20 protein-coding genes are annotated in these 19,385 nt (G+C 71.6%); 11 read left to right on the forward strand and 9 right to left on the reverse strand.

The features are described 5' to 3' along the window. Positions 1-113: 113 nt before the first annotated feature. Positions 114-1,367, forward strand: coding sequence for a threonine aldolase family protein (locus ACIPJI_RS31270; RefSeq protein ID WP_402250153.1), 1,254 nt, complete (start codon positions 114-116; stop codon positions 1,365-1,367). A 115-nt stretch (positions 1,368-1,482) separates the two neighbouring features. Here ACIPJI_RS31270 and ACIPJI_RS31275 read toward each other — a convergent pair whose 3' ends face one another. Beyond that, the gene (locus ACIPJI_RS31275) at positions 1,483-1,704 is read right to left on the reverse strand and encodes a hypothetical protein (protein ID WP_402250155.1); all 222 of its coding nucleotides are present in this window, start codon (positions 1,702-1,704) and stop codon (positions 1,483-1,485) included. A 104-nt stretch (positions 1,705-1,808) separates the two neighbouring features. On the opposite strand from ACIPJI_RS31275, the gene ACIPJI_RS31280 reads away from it, so the two are divergent. Then, the gene (locus ACIPJI_RS31280; RefSeq protein ID WP_402250366.1) at positions 1,809-2,921 is read left to right on the forward strand and encodes a DUF5937 family protein; all 1,113 of its coding nucleotides are present in this window, start codon (positions 1,809-1,811) and stop codon (positions 2,919-2,921) included. A gap of 56 nt (positions 2,922-2,977) precedes the next feature. On the opposite strand, the gene ACIPJI_RS31285 is transcribed toward ACIPJI_RS31280, so the two are convergent. Together ACIPJI_RS31285 and ACIPJI_RS31290 are read right to left on the reverse strand one after the other, a co-directional pair. Then, the gene (locus ACIPJI_RS31285; protein ID WP_159689055.1) at positions 2,978-3,652 is read right to left on the reverse strand and encodes a response regulator transcription factor; all 675 of its coding nucleotides are present in this window, start codon (positions 3,650-3,652) and stop codon (positions 2,978-2,980) included. 29 nt (positions 3,653-3,681) lie between these two features. Then, a complete protein-coding gene (locus ACIPJI_RS31290) occupies positions 3,682-4,881 on the reverse strand; it encodes a sensor histidine kinase (protein ID WP_356620691.1) in 1,200 nt (399 codons plus the stop codon). 87 nt (positions 4,882-4,968) lie between these two features. Here ACIPJI_RS31290 and ACIPJI_RS31295 point away from each other — a divergent pair, with 87 nt between their 5' ends. Both ACIPJI_RS31295 and ACIPJI_RS31300 read left to right on the forward strand, forming a co-directional pair. Continuing rightward, positions 4,969-5,961 carry an SAM-dependent methyltransferase gene (locus ACIPJI_RS31295; RefSeq protein WP_402250368.1) on the forward strand — a complete coding sequence of 331 codons (993 nt, stop codon included), beginning with the start codon at positions 4,969-4,971 and terminating at the stop codon, positions 5,959-5,961. After that, positions 5,958-7,100, forward strand: coding sequence for an NADH-quinone oxidoreductase subunit D (locus tag ACIPJI_RS31300; RefSeq protein WP_307707635.1), 1,143 nt, complete (start codon positions 5,958-5,960; stop codon positions 7,098-7,100). The genes ACIPJI_RS31295 and ACIPJI_RS31300 overlap by 4 nt, the downstream gene beginning before the upstream one ends. A gap of 12 nt (positions 7,101-7,112) precedes the next feature. Here ACIPJI_RS31300 and ACIPJI_RS31305 read toward each other — a convergent pair whose 3' ends face one another. The 4 genes from ACIPJI_RS31305 to ACIPJI_RS31320 all read right to left on the reverse strand — a co-directional run bounded on the left by ACIPJI_RS31305 (position 7,113) and on the right by ACIPJI_RS31320 (position 10,729). Further along, positions 7,113-8,210 carry a hypothetical protein gene (locus ACIPJI_RS31305; protein WP_402250158.1) on the reverse strand — a complete coding sequence of 366 codons (1,098 nt, stop codon included), beginning with the start codon at positions 8,208-8,210 and terminating at the stop codon, positions 7,113-7,115. Between the two features lie 83 nt (positions 8,211-8,293). Continuing rightward, positions 8,294-9,271, reverse strand: a complete 978-nt coding sequence (locus ACIPJI_RS31310) for an ABC transporter substrate-binding protein (protein ID WP_402250160.1) — start codon at positions 9,269-9,271, stop codon at positions 8,294-8,296. A gap of 64 nt (positions 9,272-9,335) precedes the next feature. After that, the gene (locus ACIPJI_RS31315; protein WP_356620694.1) at positions 9,336-10,016 is read right to left on the reverse strand and encodes an ABC transporter permease; all 681 of its coding nucleotides are present in this window, start codon (positions 10,014-10,016) and stop codon (positions 9,336-9,338) included. Next, a complete protein-coding gene (locus ACIPJI_RS31320) occupies positions 10,016-10,729 on the reverse strand; it encodes an ABC transporter permease (protein ID WP_402250162.1) in 714 nt (237 codons plus the stop codon). Before ACIPJI_RS31320 ends, ACIPJI_RS31315 begins: the two co-directional genes overlap by 1 nt. A 129-nt stretch (positions 10,730-10,858) precedes the next feature. Here ACIPJI_RS31320 and ACIPJI_RS31325 point away from each other — a divergent pair, with 129 nt between their 5' ends. After that, the gene (locus ACIPJI_RS31325) at positions 10,859-12,031 is read left to right on the forward strand and encodes an ABC transporter ATP-binding protein (RefSeq protein WP_307707630.1); all 1,173 of its coding nucleotides are present in this window, start codon (positions 10,859-10,861) and stop codon (positions 12,029-12,031) included. On the opposite strand, the gene ACIPJI_RS31330 is transcribed toward ACIPJI_RS31325, so the two are convergent. Further along, positions 12,018-13,127 carry an alpha/beta hydrolase-fold protein gene (locus tag ACIPJI_RS31330; RefSeq protein WP_356620695.1) on the reverse strand — a complete coding sequence of 370 codons (1,110 nt, stop codon included), beginning with the start codon at positions 13,125-13,127 and terminating at the stop codon, positions 12,018-12,020. The two genes, ACIPJI_RS31325 and ACIPJI_RS31330, sit on opposite strands and share 14 nt — an antisense overlap. 143 nt (positions 13,128-13,270) lie before the next feature. Between ACIPJI_RS31330 and ACIPJI_RS31335 the strand changes: the two genes are divergently transcribed. The 6 genes from ACIPJI_RS31335 (at position 13,271) to ACIPJI_RS31360 (ending at position 18,282) form a co-directional block, all read left to right on the forward strand. Beyond that, a complete protein-coding gene (locus ACIPJI_RS31335; protein ID WP_402250165.1) occupies positions 13,271-15,106 on the forward strand; it encodes a phosphatidylglycerol lysyltransferase domain-containing protein in 1,836 nt (611 codons plus the stop codon). Positions 15,107-15,268: 162 nt separating this feature from the next. Beyond that, positions 15,269-16,126, forward strand: a complete 858-nt coding sequence (gene folP / locus ACIPJI_RS31340; protein ID WP_356620697.1) for a dihydropteroate synthase — start codon at positions 15,269-15,271, stop codon at positions 16,124-16,126. Then, entirely contained in the window at positions 16,123-16,569 is a 447-nt protein-coding gene (locus ACIPJI_RS31345; protein ID WP_159689081.1) for a nuclear transport factor 2 family protein, read from the forward strand. Before folP ends, ACIPJI_RS31345 begins: the two co-directional genes overlap by 4 nt. A 191-nt stretch (positions 16,570-16,760) precedes the next feature. Then, positions 16,761-17,120: a dihydroneopterin aldolase gene (folB, locus tag ACIPJI_RS31350; RefSeq protein ID WP_005314173.1), complete on the forward strand. Its 360-nt coding sequence runs from the start codon at positions 16,761-16,763 to the stop codon at positions 17,118-17,120. Next, positions 17,117-17,716 (forward strand): 2-amino-4-hydroxy-6-hydroxymethyldihydropteridine diphosphokinase, encoded by a 600-nt coding sequence (gene folK / locus ACIPJI_RS31355; protein WP_307707626.1) that lies wholly within the window; start codon positions 17,117-17,119, stop codon positions 17,714-17,716. Before folB ends, folK begins: the two co-directional genes overlap by 4 nt. 77 nt (positions 17,717-17,793) lie before the next feature. After that, a complete protein-coding gene (locus tag ACIPJI_RS31360; RefSeq protein ID WP_307710442.1) occupies positions 17,794-18,282 on the forward strand; it encodes a DUF3180 domain-containing protein in 489 nt (162 codons plus the stop codon). A gap of 44 nt (positions 18,283-18,326) precedes the next feature. Here ACIPJI_RS31360 and ACIPJI_RS31365 read toward each other — a convergent pair whose 3' ends face one another. After that, the gene (locus ACIPJI_RS31365) at positions 18,327-19,322 is read right to left on the reverse strand and encodes an aldo/keto reductase (protein ID WP_402250168.1); all 996 of its coding nucleotides are present in this window, start codon (positions 19,320-19,322) and stop codon (positions 18,327-18,329) included. Between the last annotated feature and the right edge of the window lie 63 nt (positions 19,323-19,385).

Consider the following 19,385-nt stretch of genomic DNA (forward strand, 5'->3'; position numbering starts at 1 on the left):
GGTGCCTTCCGTTCCAGTCCGCACGGGTACCGGACGATTTCTCGTCCACGATGCTACGCCAGCGTTTCCGGCACCCCCGCAGTTGTCCACAGGCTGTGGGCGATGATCGGACCGTGACGGACACGAACGGAACGAACGAGTACGGCAAGCAGTCGGAGCCGGACGACCTGGACCACCGGACCGAGCCGGACGGCCCGGACGGACAGAACGGGCAGGACGGGCAGGACGAGCGGCGTCGCCGCCTCGCCGCGTGGCGCGCGTCGGACCGCGTGCTGTCGCGTGTCTCCGCCGACCGGCGGATCGGCGAGCGCCTCGCCGCGCTGGCGGAGGCCGCGGGCGAGGTGCACGACCTGGACGACTGGACCGACGTGTACGGGAACGGGGTCGTGGCGGAGCTGGAGCGGCGTACGGCCGCGCTGCTCGGATTCCCGGCCGCAGCGTTCTTCCCGACCGGCACGATGGCGCAGCAGGTGGCGCTGCGCTGCTGGGCGGCGCGCACCGGGAACGCGACGGTCGCGCTGCACCCCCAGGCGCATCCGGAGGTGCACGAACGCTCCGCCTTCTCCGTGGTGAGCGGCCTGCGTACGGTCCACCCGACGACGGAGCCCCGGCTGCCGACGGCCGACGAGGTGCGCGAGTGCGACGAGCCCTTCGGCGCGCTGATGCTCGAACTTCCCCTGCGGGACGCCGGCTTCGTGCTGCCCACCTGGGACGAGCTGGTGGCCGTCGTCGAGGCGGCGCGGGAACGTGATGCGGTGGTGCACTTCGACGGCGCGCGTCTGTGGGAGTGCGCCCCTCACTTCGGCCGCCCGCTGGACGAGATCGCGTCCCTGGCGGACAGCGTGTACGTGTCGTTCTACAAGTCGCTGGACGGCATGTCGGGGGCGGTGCTCGCCGGACCGGCGCCGCTGATCGACGAGGCGCGGGCCTGGCGGCACCGGTACGGGGGCCAGTTGTTCCAGCAGTACCCGGCCGCGCTGTCGGCGCTGCTGGGCCTCGAGCGGGAGCTGCCCCGGCTGCCGTCGTACGTGGCCCACGCGAAAGTCGTCGCCGCGGCGCTCACGGACGCGCTGCGCGAGTCTGCCGTCCCCTGGTCGCGGATCCACCCGCCCGTTCCGCACACGCACCAGTTCCAGGTCTGGCTGCCGTACGACAAGGACGTGCTGAACGAGGCGGCGCTGACGCAGGCGGAGGAGACGGGCGTGACGCTCTTCCGCCGCTGGTTCTCGGAAGGCTGCCCGCCGGGGGTCTCGGTCACCGAGATGACGGTCGCGTCCGAGGGCCTCGGGTGGACGCCGCAGGACGTGGCGGAGGCGGTGTCTGAGTTCGTACGCCGCCTCCCGGGGTCCGCGCCCGCCTCCGCGTGACGGCCCGGCGGGTGCGCTTCATGGCCGCCCGGCGGGCGTGTCGCGTGATCGCCTGACCGGTGCCGGCCGCCCGGTGCCGGGCGGCCGTGGCCCGGCGACCGGGGCCCGGCGGGCATCAGCCGGGGTCAGGGGACGCCCGGCAGTCATCTGCCTGCGGGCGGCGGGCAGCGGCGGCCCGGACGCCGATGCGCCGGCCCGCGATCACCGCGCGGAAGCGGCGGTGGCCCCGGGCCTCGCGGAGCGTCCGCAGGTCGTGGTCGCCGGGGCGCGGCGGCGGCGCGGTGTCGGTCCGCGCGGCCCGGTACAGGTCGAGCATGTGCTGCTGGATCGCGTTCATGGCTCCACGCTGCTCCCGCCGTCCGACGCGCGTCGCGTCGATTGACGAGCCACGTCAAACGTGGCTGCGCCCGCCCCGGGGCCCCGCACCATGGAGTCGTGAGCGTGACCATCGACATCACGGGGCTGGCCCCCGAGCGCATCGTCTTCGACATCTCCCCACTCGCCGAGCTGGGCGTGGCCCTCCACGCGCTCTCCGAGCCCGGGCACCACCCCGGGCTGCACGGCTGGGCCACGGCGACGGCCGCCGGTCTCAAGCCGGACCTCGCCGACCGGCTGCACGAGGCCGACTTCCTGTGGCGTTCGACGTTCTCGGACATCTTCCTGCCCTTCGCCGGGCTGCCGGCGCAGCCCGGACGGATCGGCGCGAGCCTCAAGGAGGAGCTGGACCTGCTCGACCGGCTCGACGACGAGCGGTTCGTGTCGTCGGCGCTCGAGTTCACCTGCGCCGGCACGTACTCGACCGGCGCCCCGTCCCCGCTCGTCGACGCCTCACGACGGGCGCACGCGCTCGATCTGGCGGCCAACCGCGGGCCCCGCCAACTGGACTTCACACGGCGGCTGCTGGCCGACCCGGCGTCCGTACGCGCCTGGCTGCGGCGGCTCTTCGAGGACTGCGACGACGCCTTCTTCGCGGACACCTGGGGACGCGTCTCGACCCAGCTCGCCGCCGACGCCCGCCACAAGACCGAGCTGATGCGCCGCAAGGGCCTCGCGGAGGCGCTGCGCGCCGTCTCCCCGGCGCTGTCGCTCGACGAGGGCGGCACCGTGATCAGTGCCGACAAGCTCGCGGACGGGCGGACCAGCGCCACCGACCCGGTGTTCGGCGCGGGGCTCACCCTGCTGCCGTCCAGCTTCGGCTGGCCGCATCTGATGGTGGTGCACGCGCCCGGCTGGCAGCCGGTGATCCAGTACCCGATCGGGGCGCCCGAACTGCCGGGCGCCGCCTCCGTGGAGCTGCTGAAGCTCCGTATGGACGCGCTCGCGCACCCGATGCGGATGCGGCTGTCCCGCAACCTCGGCCGGGCCGCGTACACGACCAGCGAGCTCGCGGACTCCCTCGGCATCAGCGCACCCGAGGTCTCCCGCCACCTGGCCGTGCTGAAGAAGGCCAAGTTGATCTCCACCCGCAGGCGCGGCCGTTACGTGCTCCACCAACTGGACGTGACGGCCGTGGCGCGGCTCGGGAGCGACTTCCTCGAGACGGTGCTGCGCTGACCGCGGGAGCCCATGCGCAAGCCCACGAGGCGCGCAGCCGCCGGTGCGCCGACCGGTCAGCCCGCCCCGCCGCCGGCCCGGACCAGCCCGGTCTCGTAGGCCAGCACCACGACCTGCACGCGGTCACGGAGGCCGAGCTTGGTCAGGATGCGGCCGACGTGTGTCTTGACGGTGGCCTCCGAGAGCACCAGGCGGCCCGCGATCTCCCCGTTGGACAGGCCCTGGGCGACGAGCATCATCACTTCCCGCTCCCGCTCCGTCAGCCTGGCCAGCTCCTTCTGCCGCGGCTCCGGGCCGGCGCTCGGCAGCATCGGGGAGAAGCGGTCCAGCAGCCGCCGCGTCGTCGACGGCGCCACGACCGCGTCACCGCTGTGCACGGAACGGATCGCGCCGAGCAGTTCGCCGGGCGGCACGTCCTTGAGCATGAAACCGCTGGCGCCGGCCTTCAGCCCCGAGAAGGCGTACTCGTCGAGGTCGAAGGTGGTCAGGATCAGCACCTTGGGGGCGTCCGGCTCCGCGCAGATGCGCCGCGTCGCCTCCACCCCGTCGAGCCTCGGCATGCGTACGTCCATCAGCACGACGTCGACGGCGGTCGACCGCAGGTTCTCGATCGCCTCCGCGCCGTCCCCTGCCTCCGCGACGACCTCCATGTCCGGCTGGGCGGCAAGCACCATGCGGAAGCCGGTGCGCAGCAGCACCTGGTCGTCGACGAGCATCACGCGGATGGACATGTGGGTTCCGTCCCTCGGTTCTGTGGGCACTAGTGGGCGGGCTTGAGCGGCAGCAGCGCACTGATACGGAAGCCTCCGCCGGGCCGGGGTCCGGCGTCCAGGGTGCCGCCGACCATACCGACGCGCTCCCGCATGCCGATGAGGCCGTGGCCGCGGCCGTCCGCGCCGCCGTCCTCGTACAGCTCGTGCGAGGCGCCGCGGCCGTCGTCCTCGACGAGCAGTCCGAGCCCGTCGTCGAAGTAGACGAGCCGGACGCTGGCGCCGGCGTCCGGGCCGCCGTGCTTACGGGTGTTGGTGAGTGCTTCCTGCACGATCCGGTAGGCGGTGAGCTCGACACCGCTGGGCAGCGGCCGCGGCGTTCCCTCGACCTTGAAGTCCACGGTCAGGCCCGCCCGGCGGACGTGCTCGACCAGTTCCTCGATCTGCTTCACGTCGGGCTGGGGGACGTACTCGCCGCTCTCCGGCCCGTCGCCGGTACGCAGCACGCCGAGCAGCCGGCGCATCTCCGCGAGCGCCTGGCGGCCGGTGCTCGAGATGGTCTCGAGCGCCTGCTTGGCCTGGTCGGGGGCGGCGTCCAGTACATAGGCGGCGCCGTCGGCCTGCACGACCATCACGGACACGTTGTGGGCGACGACGTCGTGGAGCTCGCGGGCGATCCTGGCACGCTCGGCCGCCACCGCGACCTTGGCCTGCGCCTCGCGTTCCTTCTCCAGGCGGGTGGCGCGCTCCTCGAGCTGGTCGAAGTAGGCGCGCCGGGTGCGTATGGAGTCGCCGAGGACCCAGGCCAGGACGAACGGCAGGCTCATGACGACGGTGATGAAGATCCGCTCGGAGACCGCGGACGCCTCCTCCGGCCAGCGGATCTGCGCCAGCGACGCCGCGGACAGACCGCCGATCAGGGCCAGCCGCGAGGCCCACCGGGGCGAGCCGACCGCCGCGACCGTGTAGATGATGACCATCATCGCGAAGTCCGCCGGGTTGACGCCGACGTCGAGCACGAGCTGCGCGACGCCCGCCAGCGCGGCGAGGACCAGCATGTGTTCGGGCATCCGCCGGCGCATCGCCACGACCAGGCTCAGTGCCGTGACGATGACGGCGGCCGCGACGGTGCGGCCGGCACCGTCCGGCACCTCGACCACCCACAGCATGGCGAATCCGAAGAGCGCGACGGCCCAGAAGGTGTCGACGCCCGTCGGGTGTCTGCGGATGAAGTCGTAGAGGCGCTGCACGTAACCCAGAGTAGGGAAGGCAGATAGGTGCAGGGGTCAACCGGAGGGGCGATCCGGGGAGCGGAGGCGTACTCCGCAAGGTGGAGACTGGTGCCCGTGACGTATGAGACCGGCGATTGGCGCGGCTGGCGGGACGCGGCGGAGACCGCGCTGTACGGGCCGGGGGGGTTCTACCGGCGGCCGGAGGGTCCGGCGGGCCATTTCCGTACCTCGGTCCACGCGTCCGGGCTGTTCGCCGCCGCGGTGGCCGAGCTGCTGACTTCGACGGCCGGGTCGCTGGGGCTCGAGGAGCCGGCGCTGATCGACGTCGGGGCGGGCCGCGGTGAACTGCTGACCGGTGTGCTCGCCGCGCTGCCGCCCGGCCTGTCGGTCCGCGCGTACGCCGTCGAGCGGGCGGACCGGCCCGCGGACCTCGACCCGCGTATCGAGTGGACCGCGGAGTTCCCCCAGGGTCTGGACGGGCTGCTGTTCGCGAACGAGTGGCTCGACAACGTTCCCGTGGACGTCGCCGAGGTGGACGCGGACGGGGTAATCCGCCGCGTGCTGGTACGCGAGGACGGCGAGGAGCGGCTCGGCGACGAGGTCACCGGGGCGGACGCCGACTGGCTCGCCCGCTGGTGGCCGCTCGGCGAACCGGGAACGCGTGCGGAGATCGGCCGGCCACGGGACGAGGCGTGGGCGACGGCGGCCGGCTCTTTGGCGTCGGGTCTCGCGGTCGCCGTGGACTACGCGCACACCGCAGGGGCCCGGCCGCCGTTCGGCACGCTGACCGGTTTCCGCGACGGCCGCGAGGTGCGCCCCGTGCCGGACGGAAGCTGTGACATCACGGCCCATGTGGCGCTGGACGCGTGCGCCGCGCCGGGGGGCGCCGAGCTGGTCGGCCAGCGGGAGGCGCTTCGGAGACTGGGCGTGAGCGGGGAGCGGCCGCCGCTCGCCCTGGCGTCGTCGGACCCCGCGGGCTATGTGCGCGCCCTGTCCCGGGCCGGGGAGGCGGCGGAGCTGACCGCGAAGGGCGGCCTCGGCGACTTCACCTGGCTCATGCAGCGGGTGGGACGGCCTCTGAGAGACTGGTCGGCATGACGGAGACGACGGTCGGCATCGGCGGTGCGGCGGAGAACACCGACATGGTGCTCAACATCGGGCCCCAGCACCCCTCCACCCACGGCGTGCTGCGTCTTCGTCTGGTGCTCGACGGCGAGCGCATCCGGGAGGCCGAACCGATCGTCGGCTATATGCACCGCGGCGCGGAGAAGCTCTTCGAGGCCCGCGACTACCGGCAGATCGTGGTGCTCGCCAACCGGCACGACTGGCTGTCCGCGTTCTCCAACGAGCTCGGCGTCGTCATGGCCGTGGAGCGGATGCTCGGTATGGAGGTCCCGGAGCGCGCCGTGTGGTCCCGTACGCTCCTCGCCGAGCTGAACCGGGTCCTCAACCACCTGATGTTCCTCGGCTCCTATCCCCTGGAGCTGGGCGGCATCACGCCGGTGTTCCACGCGTTCCGCGAGCGTGAAGAGCTGCAGACCGTGATGGAGGAGATCTCCGGCGGCAGGATGCACTACATGTTCAACCGGGTCGGCGGCCTCAAGGAGGACCTGCCCGCCGGCTGGCTCGGCCGTGCCCGGCACGCGGTCGCGGACGTCCGCTCCCGCATGGACGTGTACGACCGCCTCGTCCTCGGCAACGAGATCTTCCGCGGCCGGACGCGTGGCGTGGGAGTGCTCTCCGCGGACGCCGTCCACGCCTTCGGCGTCAGCGGTCCCATCGCCCGCGCCTCCGGTGTGGACTTCGACCTGCGCCGGGACGAGCCCTACCTCGCCTACCCCGAACTGCAGGACACGCTGCGGGTGGTGACCCGGCAGGAGGGCGACTGCCTGGCCCGCTTCGAGGTGCTCCTCGAGCAGACGCACAACGCGCTGGACCTGGCGGACGCCTGCCTCGACCGGATCGCCGACCTGCCCCCGGGTCCGATCAACCAGCGGCTGCCGAAGGTCCTCAAGGCGCCCGAGGGCCACACGTACGCCTGGACCGAGAACCCGCTCGGCATCAACGGCTACTACCTGGTCTCCAAGGGCGAGAAGACCCCTTACCGGCTCAAGCTCCGCTCGGCGTCCTACAACAACATCCAGGCGCTCACGGTGCTGCTGCCCGGGACGCTGGTCGCCGACATGGTCGCCATCCTCGGGTCGCTGTTCTTCGTCGTCGGCGACATCGACAAGTAGCGCCCGCCGCGATCAGGAGACGGCGTTGCGCAGCCCGGCGACGTCCAGCTGCTCCGTCTCGTCGTGCGCGGTCAGGTCGATGACCTTGCCGACCGCGCGGGGGCCGCTGATGCGCTGGGCCGCGAGGGCCTCTTCACCCACGACGTCCGCCAGGTCCTCGTGCTGGACCGCTTCGATCGCCTTCTGCGTGCCGGACGCCTCGAGGGCCCTCAGTGCGGCGGCGCCCTCGACGGCCTTGACGCCGTCGCCGGCCTCGGCAACGGACGCGGCCTCGTGGGAAGTCCCGTCGCCCGTGCCGCCGTTCGCCGCGCTGCCCGTGCCGAAGAAGTCGAAGCCGCCCTCAGGGCGCTTCACGCGGGAGCGCTGCTGACCGTACGGGACGATCGCTGCGGCGGCAGGAACGGTCCGGCGTGCGGGGAGGGCGGACGACGGGCGTACGGTCTGCTCGGCCCCGGCGCCCGCCGCGTGCTTCCCCTGCGGCTCGTCCGCCTCACGGGAACGCTCCGCGAGGTCCCGTCGGCGTGCTTCCTCGGCCGTGTGTCTGGCCTCCTGCGCCGCGGCGTTGCGGGACAGGTCCTCCAGCGCCCTGGCCGCACGCAGAAACGTCGAGGGCGTCGGCGTGGAACCGGCGGGCAGCAGTGCCTTCGCCGGTGCCGCCGCCTCGATCGCGAGCTGCCTGCGGCCCTCGAGGGCGCTGGCCCGCTCCGTCTCCGCGTTCGCGTACCGCCGCAGCAGCGCCGCGTGCTCGCCCCGCAGCGCGGCGAGCTCGACCCGCTTGGCGCGCAGCTTCGCGTCGAGCTTCAACCGCAGCTCGCGGGACTCCTCGACGTCCGTCTCGAGCTCCGCGATGCGTTCCTCGAACTTCCACTGGTCGCCGGCCCGGCCGCGGGTCAGCTCCGCGACCCTGCGTCCGGCCGCGCGGTCCCAACTACGCATGAGGACGGCACCGGTGACGGCGGCGGCCGCCGCGGCGGCGACCAGCACACGGAGCGCCACGGCATCGCCGACGAACCACGCGCCGGCGGCGCACAGAACCGACGCTCCGGCGACCGCCGAGGGAGGCAGCAGCTTGTGCAGGGGCGGGGAATGGCGGTGGCGTCCTCGTGGCATGGCCTGAAATTTACCGTGCGTAGGCACTGAATGGGGCGTCGGCCCGGCAAATCTCTCGGAGAGAATGCCGGGCCCGGCGACCGCTACTTCCGCAGCAGTCCCTCCGACTCCAGATATGCCTTCGCGACGTCCGCGGGCTTCGCGCGTTCCGAGTCCACCTTGCGGTTCAACTCTGCGAGATCCTCGGTGGTCAGGGCCTTGGTCAGCCCGGCGAGGACATCGGCGATCTCCGCGCCGCCGGCGTCCTTCGCATTGACGACCGGGAGAATGTTGTCCGCGTTCTGAAGCTTCTTGTCGTCCTCCAGGAGGACCAGGCCGTAGCTCTCGAGCGTGCCGTCGGTGGTGTAGGTGAGCACCATGTCGTCCTCACCGTCCTTGACGGCCTGCTTGGCCTGCGGGGTCCCCACGCCCTTCGGGTCGATGCCCGTGACGTCGATGCCGTAGGTCTTCTTCAGACCCGGTGCGCAGAAGGGCCGCACCTCGCACTCGTCGCCGGCCGCGATCTTCACCGGTCGCTTCGACCTGCCGAGATCGCTGAGTGTCTTCAGTTTGTTCTTCTCGGCGAATTCCTTCGTGACGGCGAAGGCGTTCTGGTCGACGGCTTCGCCGACGGGCAGCACCTTCAGTCCGAGCGGCTCCGCGAGCTTCGTGAGCTCCTGAACGGTCGAGGTGACATCACCCGACGCGACGGGCTTCTCCTCCGGTGCCTTGGGTCCGTTGACCTTCGCGTTGAGGAATTCGGCGAGGGTCGCCGCGTATTCCGGTACGACGTCGATCTCGCCCTTCTCCAGGGACGGTTCGTACAGCTCGCGGTTCTTCACGGTGGTGATCGACGTCTTGTAGCCGGCGTCGCCGAGCAGCTGGGCGTACAGCTCTGCGAGGACCTTCGACTCGGTGAAGGCCGCGGCCCCGACGACCAGGGTGCCCTTCTTCCCCGAGCCGGCCCCCGGTGACGTGCCGGCGCTCTCCTGCTCGAGGGATTCACCGCCGCACGCGGCAAGGGAACCCGTCAGGGCCACCACACCGAGTACCGCACCGGCGATGCGTGAGGTCTTGATCATCAGGTTCTCCGTCCACAGCGACATGGGAAGCGAATTGGTGACACAAGCAGGTCGGCGCGTGCCGTCAGCCGGACGACGGCACGGTCCTGCGCAAGGGACTCAGCAGCCGGTCGGCGGCCACCAGAACCCCTTCCACGACGAGGGCCAGCAGGGCCGCGAGCAGCGCGCCCGCGACCACCTGCGGTGTGTTGTAGGTGTTGAACCCGGCGGTGATGATGCGGCCGAGGCCCCCCTGGCCGACCATCGAGGCGATCGTGGCCGTCGCCACGACCTGGACGGCGGCCGACCTCAGCCCGGTCATCAGCAACGGGTACGCGAGGGGCAGCTCGACGCGCAGGAAGACCTGCCCGCCCGACATGCCCATCCCCCGCGCGGCCTCCACCACGGCACGGTCGACCTCCCGCATGCCCACGTACGCGTTGGTCAGCAGCGGCGGCACGGCGAACAGCACCAGGGCGATGATGGTCGGCACATAGCCGGCGCTGCGCAGCGGCGTGAGCATGAACAGCGCGAGGACCGCGAAGACGGGCACGGCCCGACCCGCGTTGGAGATGTTGACCGCGAGTGCGCCGCCCTTGCCGATGTGCCCGAGCCACAGGGCGACGGGCAGCGCGATCGCACAGGCGAGGACGAGAGCGACACCGCTGACGTAGACATGCTCGCCGAGCCGGTGCCAGGCACCGCCCTCCCCGGACCAGTTGGCGCCGGTGGTGAGCCAGGTCCACGCACCCGAGACCACACTCATCAGACCTTCGCCTCCGCCGTCCGCACGCGGGTCCAAGGGGTGAGCAGCCGCTGCACGCCGAGAAGCAGCAGATCGGCGACGGCCGCCAGCAGCACGCACAGCACGGACGCGGTGAGCACCTGTGCCTTGAACGTGGTCTGCACGCCGTCGTCGATCAGATTGCCGAGACCGCCCTTGCCGACGAGCGCACCCACCGTCGTCAGCGCGATCGTCGACACGGTCGCGATCCGGATGCCGGCCATCAAGGCCGGCAGGGCCAGCGGCAGTTCCACCTCCCACAGAAGGCGCGCGGGGCCGTATCCCATGCCGCGGGCGGCCTCACGCGCCTCCGCCGGGACCGCTTCGAGCCCGGCCATGATGTTCCGCACGAGGATGGTGAGGGAGTAGAGCACGAGCCCCGTCACCACCAGGGCGGCGGACAGCCCGAAGAACGGCAGCAGCAGCGAGAACATGGCCAGCGAGGGGATCGTGTAGAGCAGGGTGGTGAGCCCCAGCACGGGTCCCGCGAACCGCGGCCTGGCACGGGCCAGCAGCGCCAGCGGGAAGGCCACCGCGAGCCCGATCAGTACCGACGCGACGGTGATCCAGACATGCTGGACGGTCGCGTCGGTCAACTCCTGGCTGCGGGAGCGGAAGTACTCGCCGCAGATCCAGTCGTTCGCCGCGAGGCAGCTCCCCGCCGCCTGCTTCGTGCCCGCCCACCCCGTACTCATCCACTCCCACCTCCCCCGTAACCGCCGAACGTATGTCTGGTGACCATAACCCTGGCGACCGACAATCCCCCGGGACCGCCACATTGCAGCAACATGGCTTTCACACAGCACCCGTCACAATGGGGAGTCATGATCCGGTTCGAGCACGTCACCAAGCGGTACCCGGACGGCACCACGGCCGTCGACGATCTCTCCTTCGAGGTCGCGGAGGGTGAACTGGTCACGCTCGTCGGACCGTCCGGCTGCGGCAAGACCACCACCATGAAGATGGTCAACCGCCTCATCGAACCGAGCAGCGGGCAGATCTTCGTGGACGGCCACGACATCGCCGGGACGGACCCGGTCGAACTGCGCCGCCGTATCGGCTATGTGATCCAGCAGGTCGGCCTCTTCCCGCACCGGACGGTCCTGGAGAACACCGCCACCGTCCCCCGCCTCCTCGGCGTCAAGCGGTCCGCCGGCCGGGCGCGTGCGGCCGAACTCCTCGAACTGGTGGGCCTCGATCCGTCCGTGTACGGCGACCGGTACCCCGAGCAGCTGTCGGGCGGCCAACGCCAGCGCGTCGGCGTGGCCAGGGCACTGGCCGCCGACCCGCCCGTGCTGCTGATGGACGAACCCTTCGGCGCGGTCGACCCCGTCGTGCGCGAGCATCTGCAGAACGAGTTCCTGAAGCTCCAGGCCCAGGTCCGCAAGACGGTCCTTTTCGTCACCCACGACATCGAAGAGGCCGTGCGCCTCGGGGACCGCATCGCCGTCTACGGGCAGGGCCGCATCGAGCAGTTCGACGCCCCCGCCGCCGTCCTCGGCGCCCCCGCCACCGGGTACGTGGCCGAGTTCGTCGGCGCGGACCGCGGGCTCAAGCGGCTGTCCGTCACCCCCATCGAGCCGGCGGACCTGGAGCAGCCGCCGGTCGTCCACCTCGACGATCCGCTCCCCCGCGACCTCGGCGCCCGCTGGGCCGTCGTCCTGGACGGCGAGGAGAACCTGCACGGCTGGATCTCCGCGGAACGGGCCCGCCAGGGCGGTTCGGTGCGCGACCACGCCCGCCGTATGGAGGCCTGGCTGCCGGTGGGCGCCTCGCTCAAGCAGGCGTTCTCCACGATGCTCCAGCACGACGCGGGCTGGATAGCGGTGATCGACAAGGAGGAGACCGGGCGGTTCCTCGGTGTCCTCACACCGGCCCGTCTGCACGAGGCGCTGCGGCGCTCGATCGACGCGGACGCCCAGGACATCGCGCGTGCGGAGGTGGCCCTGGAGTCCATCGCGACCGTCCCGCCGGCGGGCCCCGTCACGAAGGACTGAGCCGGCCTGCCAGCCACTGGAGGGCCGGCGGTATCTCGCGCCGCCAGGTGTTGAAGTTGTGCCCGCCGCTGTCGAGGACGATCGACGACACCCGCGCCGGCGCCTTCACCTTCTTGACGAAGGAGCGCGTCCCCGTCAGATTGCCTTCCCCCTGCCGGGAGGTGGTGACGAGGAACGACGAACGGCCCTGCGGCAGATGGTCCAGGCTCCACAGCAGGTCGGCCCGCTTGCGCTCCCGGTCGTCGCCGTGGAACAGGTCACCGGTCGTCGGGTCCTCGGCCGCCTTGTAGTACGCCGAGAGCCCGACGCCCGCCGAGAACCGCTCCGGATGGTGCAGCGCGATCTTCAAGGCGCAGTAGCCGCCCGTGGAGTTGCCCATGAAGCCCCAGTTACGCGCGTGGGTCCCCACCCGGTAGGTCTCGGAGACCGCCCTCGGCAGGTCCTCGGCGAAGAACGTCTCCGTCTTCGGTCCCCCGGGCACGTCCACGCATTCGGTGTCCCGGGGCGGCGCCACCGTCGGCCGCAGCATCACCAGGATCATCGGCTGCATCCGCCCCTTTTTGGCCTGCTCGTACGCGGTCCTCGGGTATTTGAGGCCCTTGAGCAGGTTCTCCGCGGTACCCGGGTACCCGGTCAGCACGACGGCCGCCGGAAAGGTCCGCTCCCGGTGCTCCGCATGGAAGTACTCCGGCGGCAGATAGACGTACGCGGGGCTGTCGATCCCCGACTTCGCCCCGGACACCACCACTTTGTGTATCTGGCCGCCCGTCTCCGGCCGGGACGCACCCGGCACGCCGGGCTTCTGTTTCTCCACGACCTTCAGGTGCGTGCCCTGGGAGTGGTCCACGACCACGCCCATGTCCTGCTGCTGCCCGAAGAGGTCGGCCCAGGAGCCGTAGAACAGGAAGGAGTTGTTGGCCGCGAGCCCGACCGCGGCGAACAGCGACAGCTGCGTGGCGAGCAGCAGACCGACACGCCCCGCCACGGCACGCGGCCCGCGGTGCGCCAGCCGCGGCCACAGCCACACCGTGGCGGCGAACAGCAGCACGGCCGCCGCGGCGGCCAAGGCCAGGACTTTGTTACTGGTCAGACCCATGAGTCGGGTGTGCCTTCCGAGTCGACGAATTCCGGATGCGGATGAACCCGCCTCCCCGAAGTCCCGTCCTAGAGGGCGCAAATCGTCCGGGCCGACCGACCTGAGGCCTTGGGCACGGGATCTCATCCGAATCACGGGAAGCGATGTCTGCAACGGTAGATGGGGACAAATCAGGATCGGTTCCGAATCGGGTGCGCCGCATGCTGCACGGCCCACGGCCCGAGACGGTCCCGGCCCTGGTCGGCACGGCCTGCACGTTCGTCGGTCTGATCGACATCGCGGCAGGGATCTTCCCGCGTTTCCGGCACAGCCGGATGCACACGATCGCCGAGGTACTGCCGGGCGCCACCGGCCCGTTCGCCGCCGCGCTCTCGCTGAGCGCGGGCATGCTGCTGCTCCTGCTGGCGCACGGGATCAAGCGCCACAAGCGCCGGGCCTGGCGGGCGGCCGTCGTGCTGCTGCCGGCCGGCGCCGTCGCACAGTTCGTCTACCGGCACTCCGTCATCGGCGTACTGCTCTCCCTCGCGCTGCTGACACTGCTGCTGCGGCACCGGGGCGAGTTCGCCGCCCTGCCCGACCCCCGCAGCCGCTGGCGGGCGCTCGCCAACTTCGTCTCCATGGGCGCCGGTTCGCTCGCCATCGGCCTGGTGGTCGTCAGCGCCCACCCCGGCAGGGTCGTCGGCGACCCCGGCCTCACCGACCGCCTGGAGCACGTCCTCTACGGGCTCTTCGGCTTCGAGGGCCCCATCGAGTACACCGACGGCGTCTCCTGGACCGTCGGCTACTGCCTCGGCGCACTCGGCCTGCTGACCGCCGTCACCACCATCTACCTCGCCTTCCGTCCCGAGCACCCGGCCGCCCGCCTCACCGAGGACGACGAGCGCCGGCTGCGGGACCTGCTCGCCGTCCATGGCGGGCGTGACTCGCTCGGCCACTTCGCGCTCCGCCGCGACAAGGGCGTCGTCTTCTCCCCCAGCGGCAAGGCCGCCGTCTGCTACCGCGTCGTGTCCGGTGTGATGCTCGCGAGCGGCGACCCGATCGGCGACGTCGAGGCATGGCCCGGCGCCATCGAACGCTTCATGGACGAGGCGAAGGCCCACTCCTGGACCCCGGCGGTGATGGGCTGCTCGGAGACCGGCGCCGAGGTCTGGACCCGCGAGACCGGCCTCGACGCCCTGGAGCTCGGGGACGAGGCGGTGGTGGATGTCGCGGATTTCTCCCTCACCGGGCGCGCCATGCGGAACGTGCGCCAGATGGTGAAGCGCATCGAGCGGGGCGGCTACCGCACCCGCGTACGGCGCGCCCGTGATCTCACCGACGACGAGGTCCGGCAGATCCGCCGCGCCGCCGCCGACTGGCGCGGCACCGACACCGAGCGCGGTTTCTCCATGGCGCTCGGCCGTATCGGCGACCCCGCCGACGGTGACGCCGTCATCGCCACCGCCCACAAGGCCGACGAGAGCGGAGAGTCCCCGTACGGCGACCTGAAGGCCGTCATCCACTTCGTCCCGTGGGGCACGGACGGCATGTCGCTGGAGCTGATGCGCCGCGACCGGTCCGCCGACCCCGGCATGAACGAGCTGCTGATCGTCGCCGCCCTCCAGGCGGCGCCCGGCCTGGGCGTCGAGCGGGTCTCCCTCAACTTCGCGATGTTCCGGTCGGCGCTGGCCAGGGGCGAGAAGATCGGGGCCGGACCGGTGCTGCGGCTGTGGCGCGGGCTGCTCGTGTTCCTCTCCCGCTGGTTCCAGATCGAGTCGCTGTACAAGTTCAACGCCAAGTTCCGGCCCCGCTGGGAACCCCGTTTCGTGGTCTTCCCCACCACCCGTGACCTGCCCCGTATCGGCTTCGCCGCGATGCAGGCCGAGGGATTCGTCAATCTCTCGCTGCCGCGTCCCTTCGCCCGCCGGCGCACCCGCGTGCCGCGCCCTTGCGCCCATCTGCCCGCCCGGCCGGAACCGCGCGAGGCCCGCGCGGCATGACCTCGGTCCGCCGCGTGCGACACCGCCCCTCGGGGGCCGGGGGCGCCCGGGTGCGGCGCGAGCGCGGCTCGAGCCCGGCCCGGTCGCCGCACAGGTTGCGCACGAGCCACACCCGGCCACGAGTGTCATGGGCGTGGTCCGTACGGGCCTAGGCTGGGTTCCATGAGTACGTTGCGCGGACGGGGCACGGCCGACGGCCTGCCGGAGTGGGATCGCTGTGCGGTCATGGGAGTCGTCAATGTGACGCCGGACTCCTTCTCCGACGGCGGGCGCTGGTTCGACACCACGGCCGCGATCAAGCGTGGTCTCGAGCTGGTGGCCGAGGGCGCCGACCTCGTCGATGTGGGCGGCGAGTCCACCAGGCCCGGAGCCAGCCGGGTCGACGAGGACGAGGAGCTCCGCCGGGTCGTCCCCGTCGTGCGGGGCCTCGCCGCGGAGGGCGTCACCGTCTCCGTCGACACCATGCGCGCCGTGGTGGCCGAGCAGGCGGTCGCGGCCGGCGCGGTGCTCGTCAACGACGTCAGCGGCGGTCTCGCCGATCCCCGGATGGTCCCCGTCGTGGCCGCGACCGGCGCCCCGTTCGTGGTCATGCACTGGCGGGGCTTCAGCGAGGACATGAACAGCCGCGCCGTCTACGGCGACGTGGTCGCCGAGGTGGTCGCCGAACTGCGCGCCCGTATGGAGGCCGTCGTCGAGGGCGGGATCGCGCCCGAGCGCATCGTCGTCGACCCGGGCCTCGGTTTCGCCAAGCAGGCGGACCACGACCTCGCGCTCGTGGCGCATCTCGCTGAGCTGCGTGCGCTCGGCCGTCCGGTCCTGGTGGCCGCCTCCCGTAAGCGCTTCCTCGGCCGCGTACTGGCCAAGGACGGCCCGCCGCCGCCCGCCCGCGAGCGGGACGCCGCCACCGCCGCGGTCTCCGCCATCTCCGCCCACGAGGGCGCGTGGGCGGTCCGGGTCCATGAGGTACGGGCCACGGCCGACGCCGTCAGGGTCGCGAGGGCCGTCGAGGGTGCCCGGTGAGCCTGACCGACACCGAGCTCGTCGAGCAGGCCAACACCGCCTTCTACGAGACGATGGAACGCGGCGACTTCGACGAGCTGTCCGACCTCTGGCTGGACGACGACATCTCGTGCATCCACCCCGGCTGGCCGGTCCTCTCCGGCCGCGGGGAAGTGCTCCGCTCGTACGCCCTGATCATGGCGAACACCGAGTACATCCAGTTCTTCCTCACCGACGTGAAGGTGCACCTGGCCGGTGACACGGCGCTGGTCACCTGTACGGAGAACATCCTCAGCGGCGGTCCGGCGGAGGACGGCGGCGAGCTCGGGCCGCTCGTCGGCCAGCTGGTCGTGGCGACCAATGTGTTCCGCCGCACGGCCGACGGCTGGAAGATCTGGTCGCACCACGGTTCTCCCGTGCTGACGGAAACCGACGGCGAAGAGGACGAGAACAGCCCCTCATAAGTGGGTAGGGGCCAACAAGAGGGTTCGCCGCCGCGCACGTGCGGGTATACGCGCCTACCCGGCCTCTCGTGAGTCCTCCACGGCCCCATGGGCAGGTCCTGTCGGTGCTCGCAGGTAGATTCGAACGCGGGCACCACGCCATCCGCACGTGGCCGCGTGCCCGCAGACCTACAGAAGCAGGAGTGATTCGCGTGGATCGTGTCGCGCTGCGCGGCCTCAAGGCCCGTGGGCACCACGGCGTTTTTCCCAAGGAGCGGGAAGAGGGCCAGACCTTCATCGTCGACCTGGTGCTCGGTCTGGACACCCGCCCCGCGGCGGCCGACGACGACCTGGCGAAGACCGTGCACTACGGAGTGGTCGCGGAGGAGGTCGTCGCCGTCGTCGAGGGCGACCCGGTGGACCTGATCGAGACGCTGGCGGAGCGGATCGCCCAGGTGTGCCTCAAACACGACCCTGTCGAGGAGGTCGAGGTGGTGGTGCACAAGCCGGACGCCCCGATCACGGTGCCCTTCGACGACGTCACCATCACGATCACCCGGAGCCGAGTATGAACCAGGCAGCGAGCGACCCGACCGTGCAGCCGGTGCCGTCGTCCGTCACGGAACAGGTCGATGCGGCCGATGTCACCCTGTCCAACCCGAAGGACGCCGTGCTCTCCCTCGGCTCCAACCTCGGAAACCGCCTGGAGACCCTCCAGGGCGCCATCGACGCCCTGGAGGACACTCCCGGCCTCCGGGTGAAGGCCGTGTCTCCCGTGTACGAGACGGAGCCCTGGGGAGTCGACCCGGGCAGCCAACCGTCGTACTTCAACGCGGTGGTCGTGATCAGGACGACCCTGCCGCCGTCCTCTCTTCTGGAACGCGGCCAGGCCATCGAGGAAGCGTTCGACCGCGTCCGCGACGAGCGCTGGGGCCCGCGCACCATCGACGTCGACATCGTCGCCTACGCGGACGTCGTGTCCGACGATCCGACCCTCACCCTTCCGCACCCGCGCGCCCATCAGCGTGCCTTCGTCCTCGCCCCGTGGCACGACGTGCAGCCGGAGGCACAGCTGCCGGGACGCGGCGCGGTGGCCGAGCTGCTGGCCGGTGTGGGCGCCGGCGGCGTCCAGCCGCGCGGCGACCTGGAACTGCGGCTGCCCGAGTAGTCGTTAGGCTCGTACGGAACGATCTCCCGCGGCGGGGTCGGCGGGTCATGAACGACAGGCGAAGGGCGGCTTTCTCGGTGAAGCAACTACGGCTCGGTGTGCTGGCCGGTCTCTTCGCCGTGGCAGGAATCCTTTCCTGGGGCGGCGCCCGCCTGTGGGACTCGCTCGGCACCCTGCCGAGCGTGCCGCTGGCCGCGCCGATCGTGCTCGCCGCAATCGCCGTCGTCCTCGCCGCCACCGCGCTCTCTCTGCGCGCCCGCCTGCGGGCGCAGCGAGAACGCCGGCCGGGCGCCAAGGGCGTCGAGCCCCTGATGGCCGCCCGCGCGGTGGTCTTCGGTCAGGCGAGCGCCTTGGTCGCGGCCCTGGTCAGCGGCATGTACGGCGGCACGGGCGTGTTCCTGCTGGGCTCCCTCGACGTCCCGGCCCGCCGCGACCAGGCGATCTACGCCGGTTTCGCGGTGGTGACCGGCATCGCCGTGATCGCCGCCGCTGTCTTCCTGGAGCGGGTCTGCAAGCTCCCGGAGGACGGCGACGACGAGAACGGCGGCGGCGCGGCCAGGGCCTGAACCCGGAGCGCCACGCCACAGCCGGCTTGGCGCCGGCCCTCCGGTCAGAGCAGCGTGCCGCCCTCCACCTCGGTGGACGACAGGATCGCCGACAGCCGCTCGAGCACCTCCCCCGGCAGCTTCACCCTCCCGGCCGCCAGGTTCTCCTCGATGTGCGCGGGCGTCCGGCTGCCCGGAATCGGGACCGCGTGCTCGTCCTGGTGCAGCAGCCACGCCAGCGCCAACTGGGCGGGCGTGATCGACAGCTCGGCCGCGATGCCGCGGACCGGGGCGAAGCGGTCGTTGTTGGCCTTGAGGTTGGCGGCGGCGAAGCGCGGTGCGTTCTGCCGGAAGTCGCCCTCCTTGACCTCGCTGACGGCTCCGCTGAGGAAGCCGCTGCCCAGCGGGGACCACGGCACGACGCCCACGCCCAGTTCCCTTGCGGTCGCCAGCAGCTCCGGGTCGATCGGCCGCCACATCGACCACTCGGTCTGCACGGCCGCCACCGGGTGCACGGCATGCGCGGCGCGCAGCTGGGCGGCGGTCACATTGGACAGACCGAGGTGCAGGACGAGGCCGTCCTGGATCAGCTCGGCGACGGCGCCGACGGTGTCCTCCAGCGGCACCTGCGGATCCGGGAAGTGCGGGTAGTACAGGTCGATCCGGTCGGTGCCGAGGCCGCGCAGGCTCGCTTCCGCGTAGCCGCGGACATGCTCCGGCGCGGCGTTGACGGCCAGCTCGCCGAAGGCGAAGCCGACGGGGAACGGATGCGGTTCGACACCCTTCGGAAGCCGGAATCCGAATTTCGTGGCGATGGCGACCTCGTCGCGCCTGCCACGCAAGGCCCTGCCGATGAGCTGCTCGTTGTGGCCGTCGGTTCCGTAGCCGTCGGACGTGTCGATGAACGTGGCGCCGGCGTCGACGGCGGCGAGCAGGGCCCGCTCGCCGCGCTCGTCGTCGATCTCGCCGTACACACCGGGGGAAAGGACCATCGCGCCGAAGCCGAGGGCGGAGACCTCGAGGCCACCGAGTCGGCGCGTGGGCAGCAGTTGTTCGGTCATACGACCGATCCTCGCAGCAACTCCCGCCTGCCATCGGGAAGTTGACGAAGAACGCGGGCCTTG

The organism is Streptomyces sp. NPDC086835, from assembly GCF_044745705.1.
In the GTDB taxonomy this organism is placed as follows: Bacteria; Actinomycetota; Actinomycetes; order Streptomycetales; family Streptomycetaceae; genus Streptomyces.

Coding starts and splice junctions, on each gene's coding strand:
- ACIPJI_RS31275 (WP_402250155.1), bottom strand. CDS start 1,704: ATGAACGCGATCCAGCAGCACATGCTCGACCTGTACCGGGCCGCGCGG.
- ACIPJI_RS31285 (WP_159689055.1), bottom strand. CDS start 3,652: ATGTCCATCCGCGTGATGCTCGTCGACGACCAGGTGCTGCTGCGCACC.
- ACIPJI_RS31300 (WP_307707635.1), top strand. CDS start 5,958: ATGACGGAGACGACGGTCGGCATCGGCGGTGCGGCGGAGAACACCGAC.
- ACIPJI_RS31305 (WP_402250158.1), bottom strand. CDS start 8,210: ATGCCACGAGGACGCCACCGCCATTCCCCGCCCCTGCACAAGCTGCTG.
- ACIPJI_RS31310 (WP_402250160.1), bottom strand. CDS start 9,271: ATGATCAAGACCTCACGCATCGCCGGTGCGGTACTCGGTGTGGTGGCC.
- ACIPJI_RS31315 (WP_356620694.1), bottom strand. CDS start 10,016: ATGAGTGTGGTCTCGGGTGCGTGGACCTGGCTCACCACCGGCGCCAAC.
- ACIPJI_RS31320 (WP_402250162.1), bottom strand. CDS start 10,729: ATGAGTACGGGGTGGGCGGGCACGAAGCAGGCGGCGGGGAGCTGCCTC.
- ACIPJI_RS31325 (WP_307707630.1), top strand. CDS start 10,859: ATGATCCGGTTCGAGCACGTCACCAAGCGGTACCCGGACGGCACCACG.
- ACIPJI_RS31330 (WP_356620695.1), bottom strand. CDS start 13,127: ATGGGTCTGACCAGTAACAAAGTCCTGGCCTTGGCCGCCGCGGCGGCC.
- ACIPJI_RS31335 (WP_402250165.1), top strand. CDS start 13,271: ATGTCTGCAACGGTAGATGGGGACAAATCAGGATCGGTTCCGAATCGG.
- folP (WP_356620697.1), top strand. CDS start 15,269: ATGAGTACGTTGCGCGGACGGGGCACGGCCGACGGCCTGCCGGAGTGG.
- folK (WP_307707626.1), top strand. CDS start 17,117: ATGAACCAGGCAGCGAGCGACCCGACCGTGCAGCCGGTGCCGTCGTCC.
- ACIPJI_RS31365 (WP_402250168.1), bottom strand. CDS start 19,322: ATGACCGAACAACTGCTGCCCACGCGCCGACTCGGTGGCCTCGAGGTC.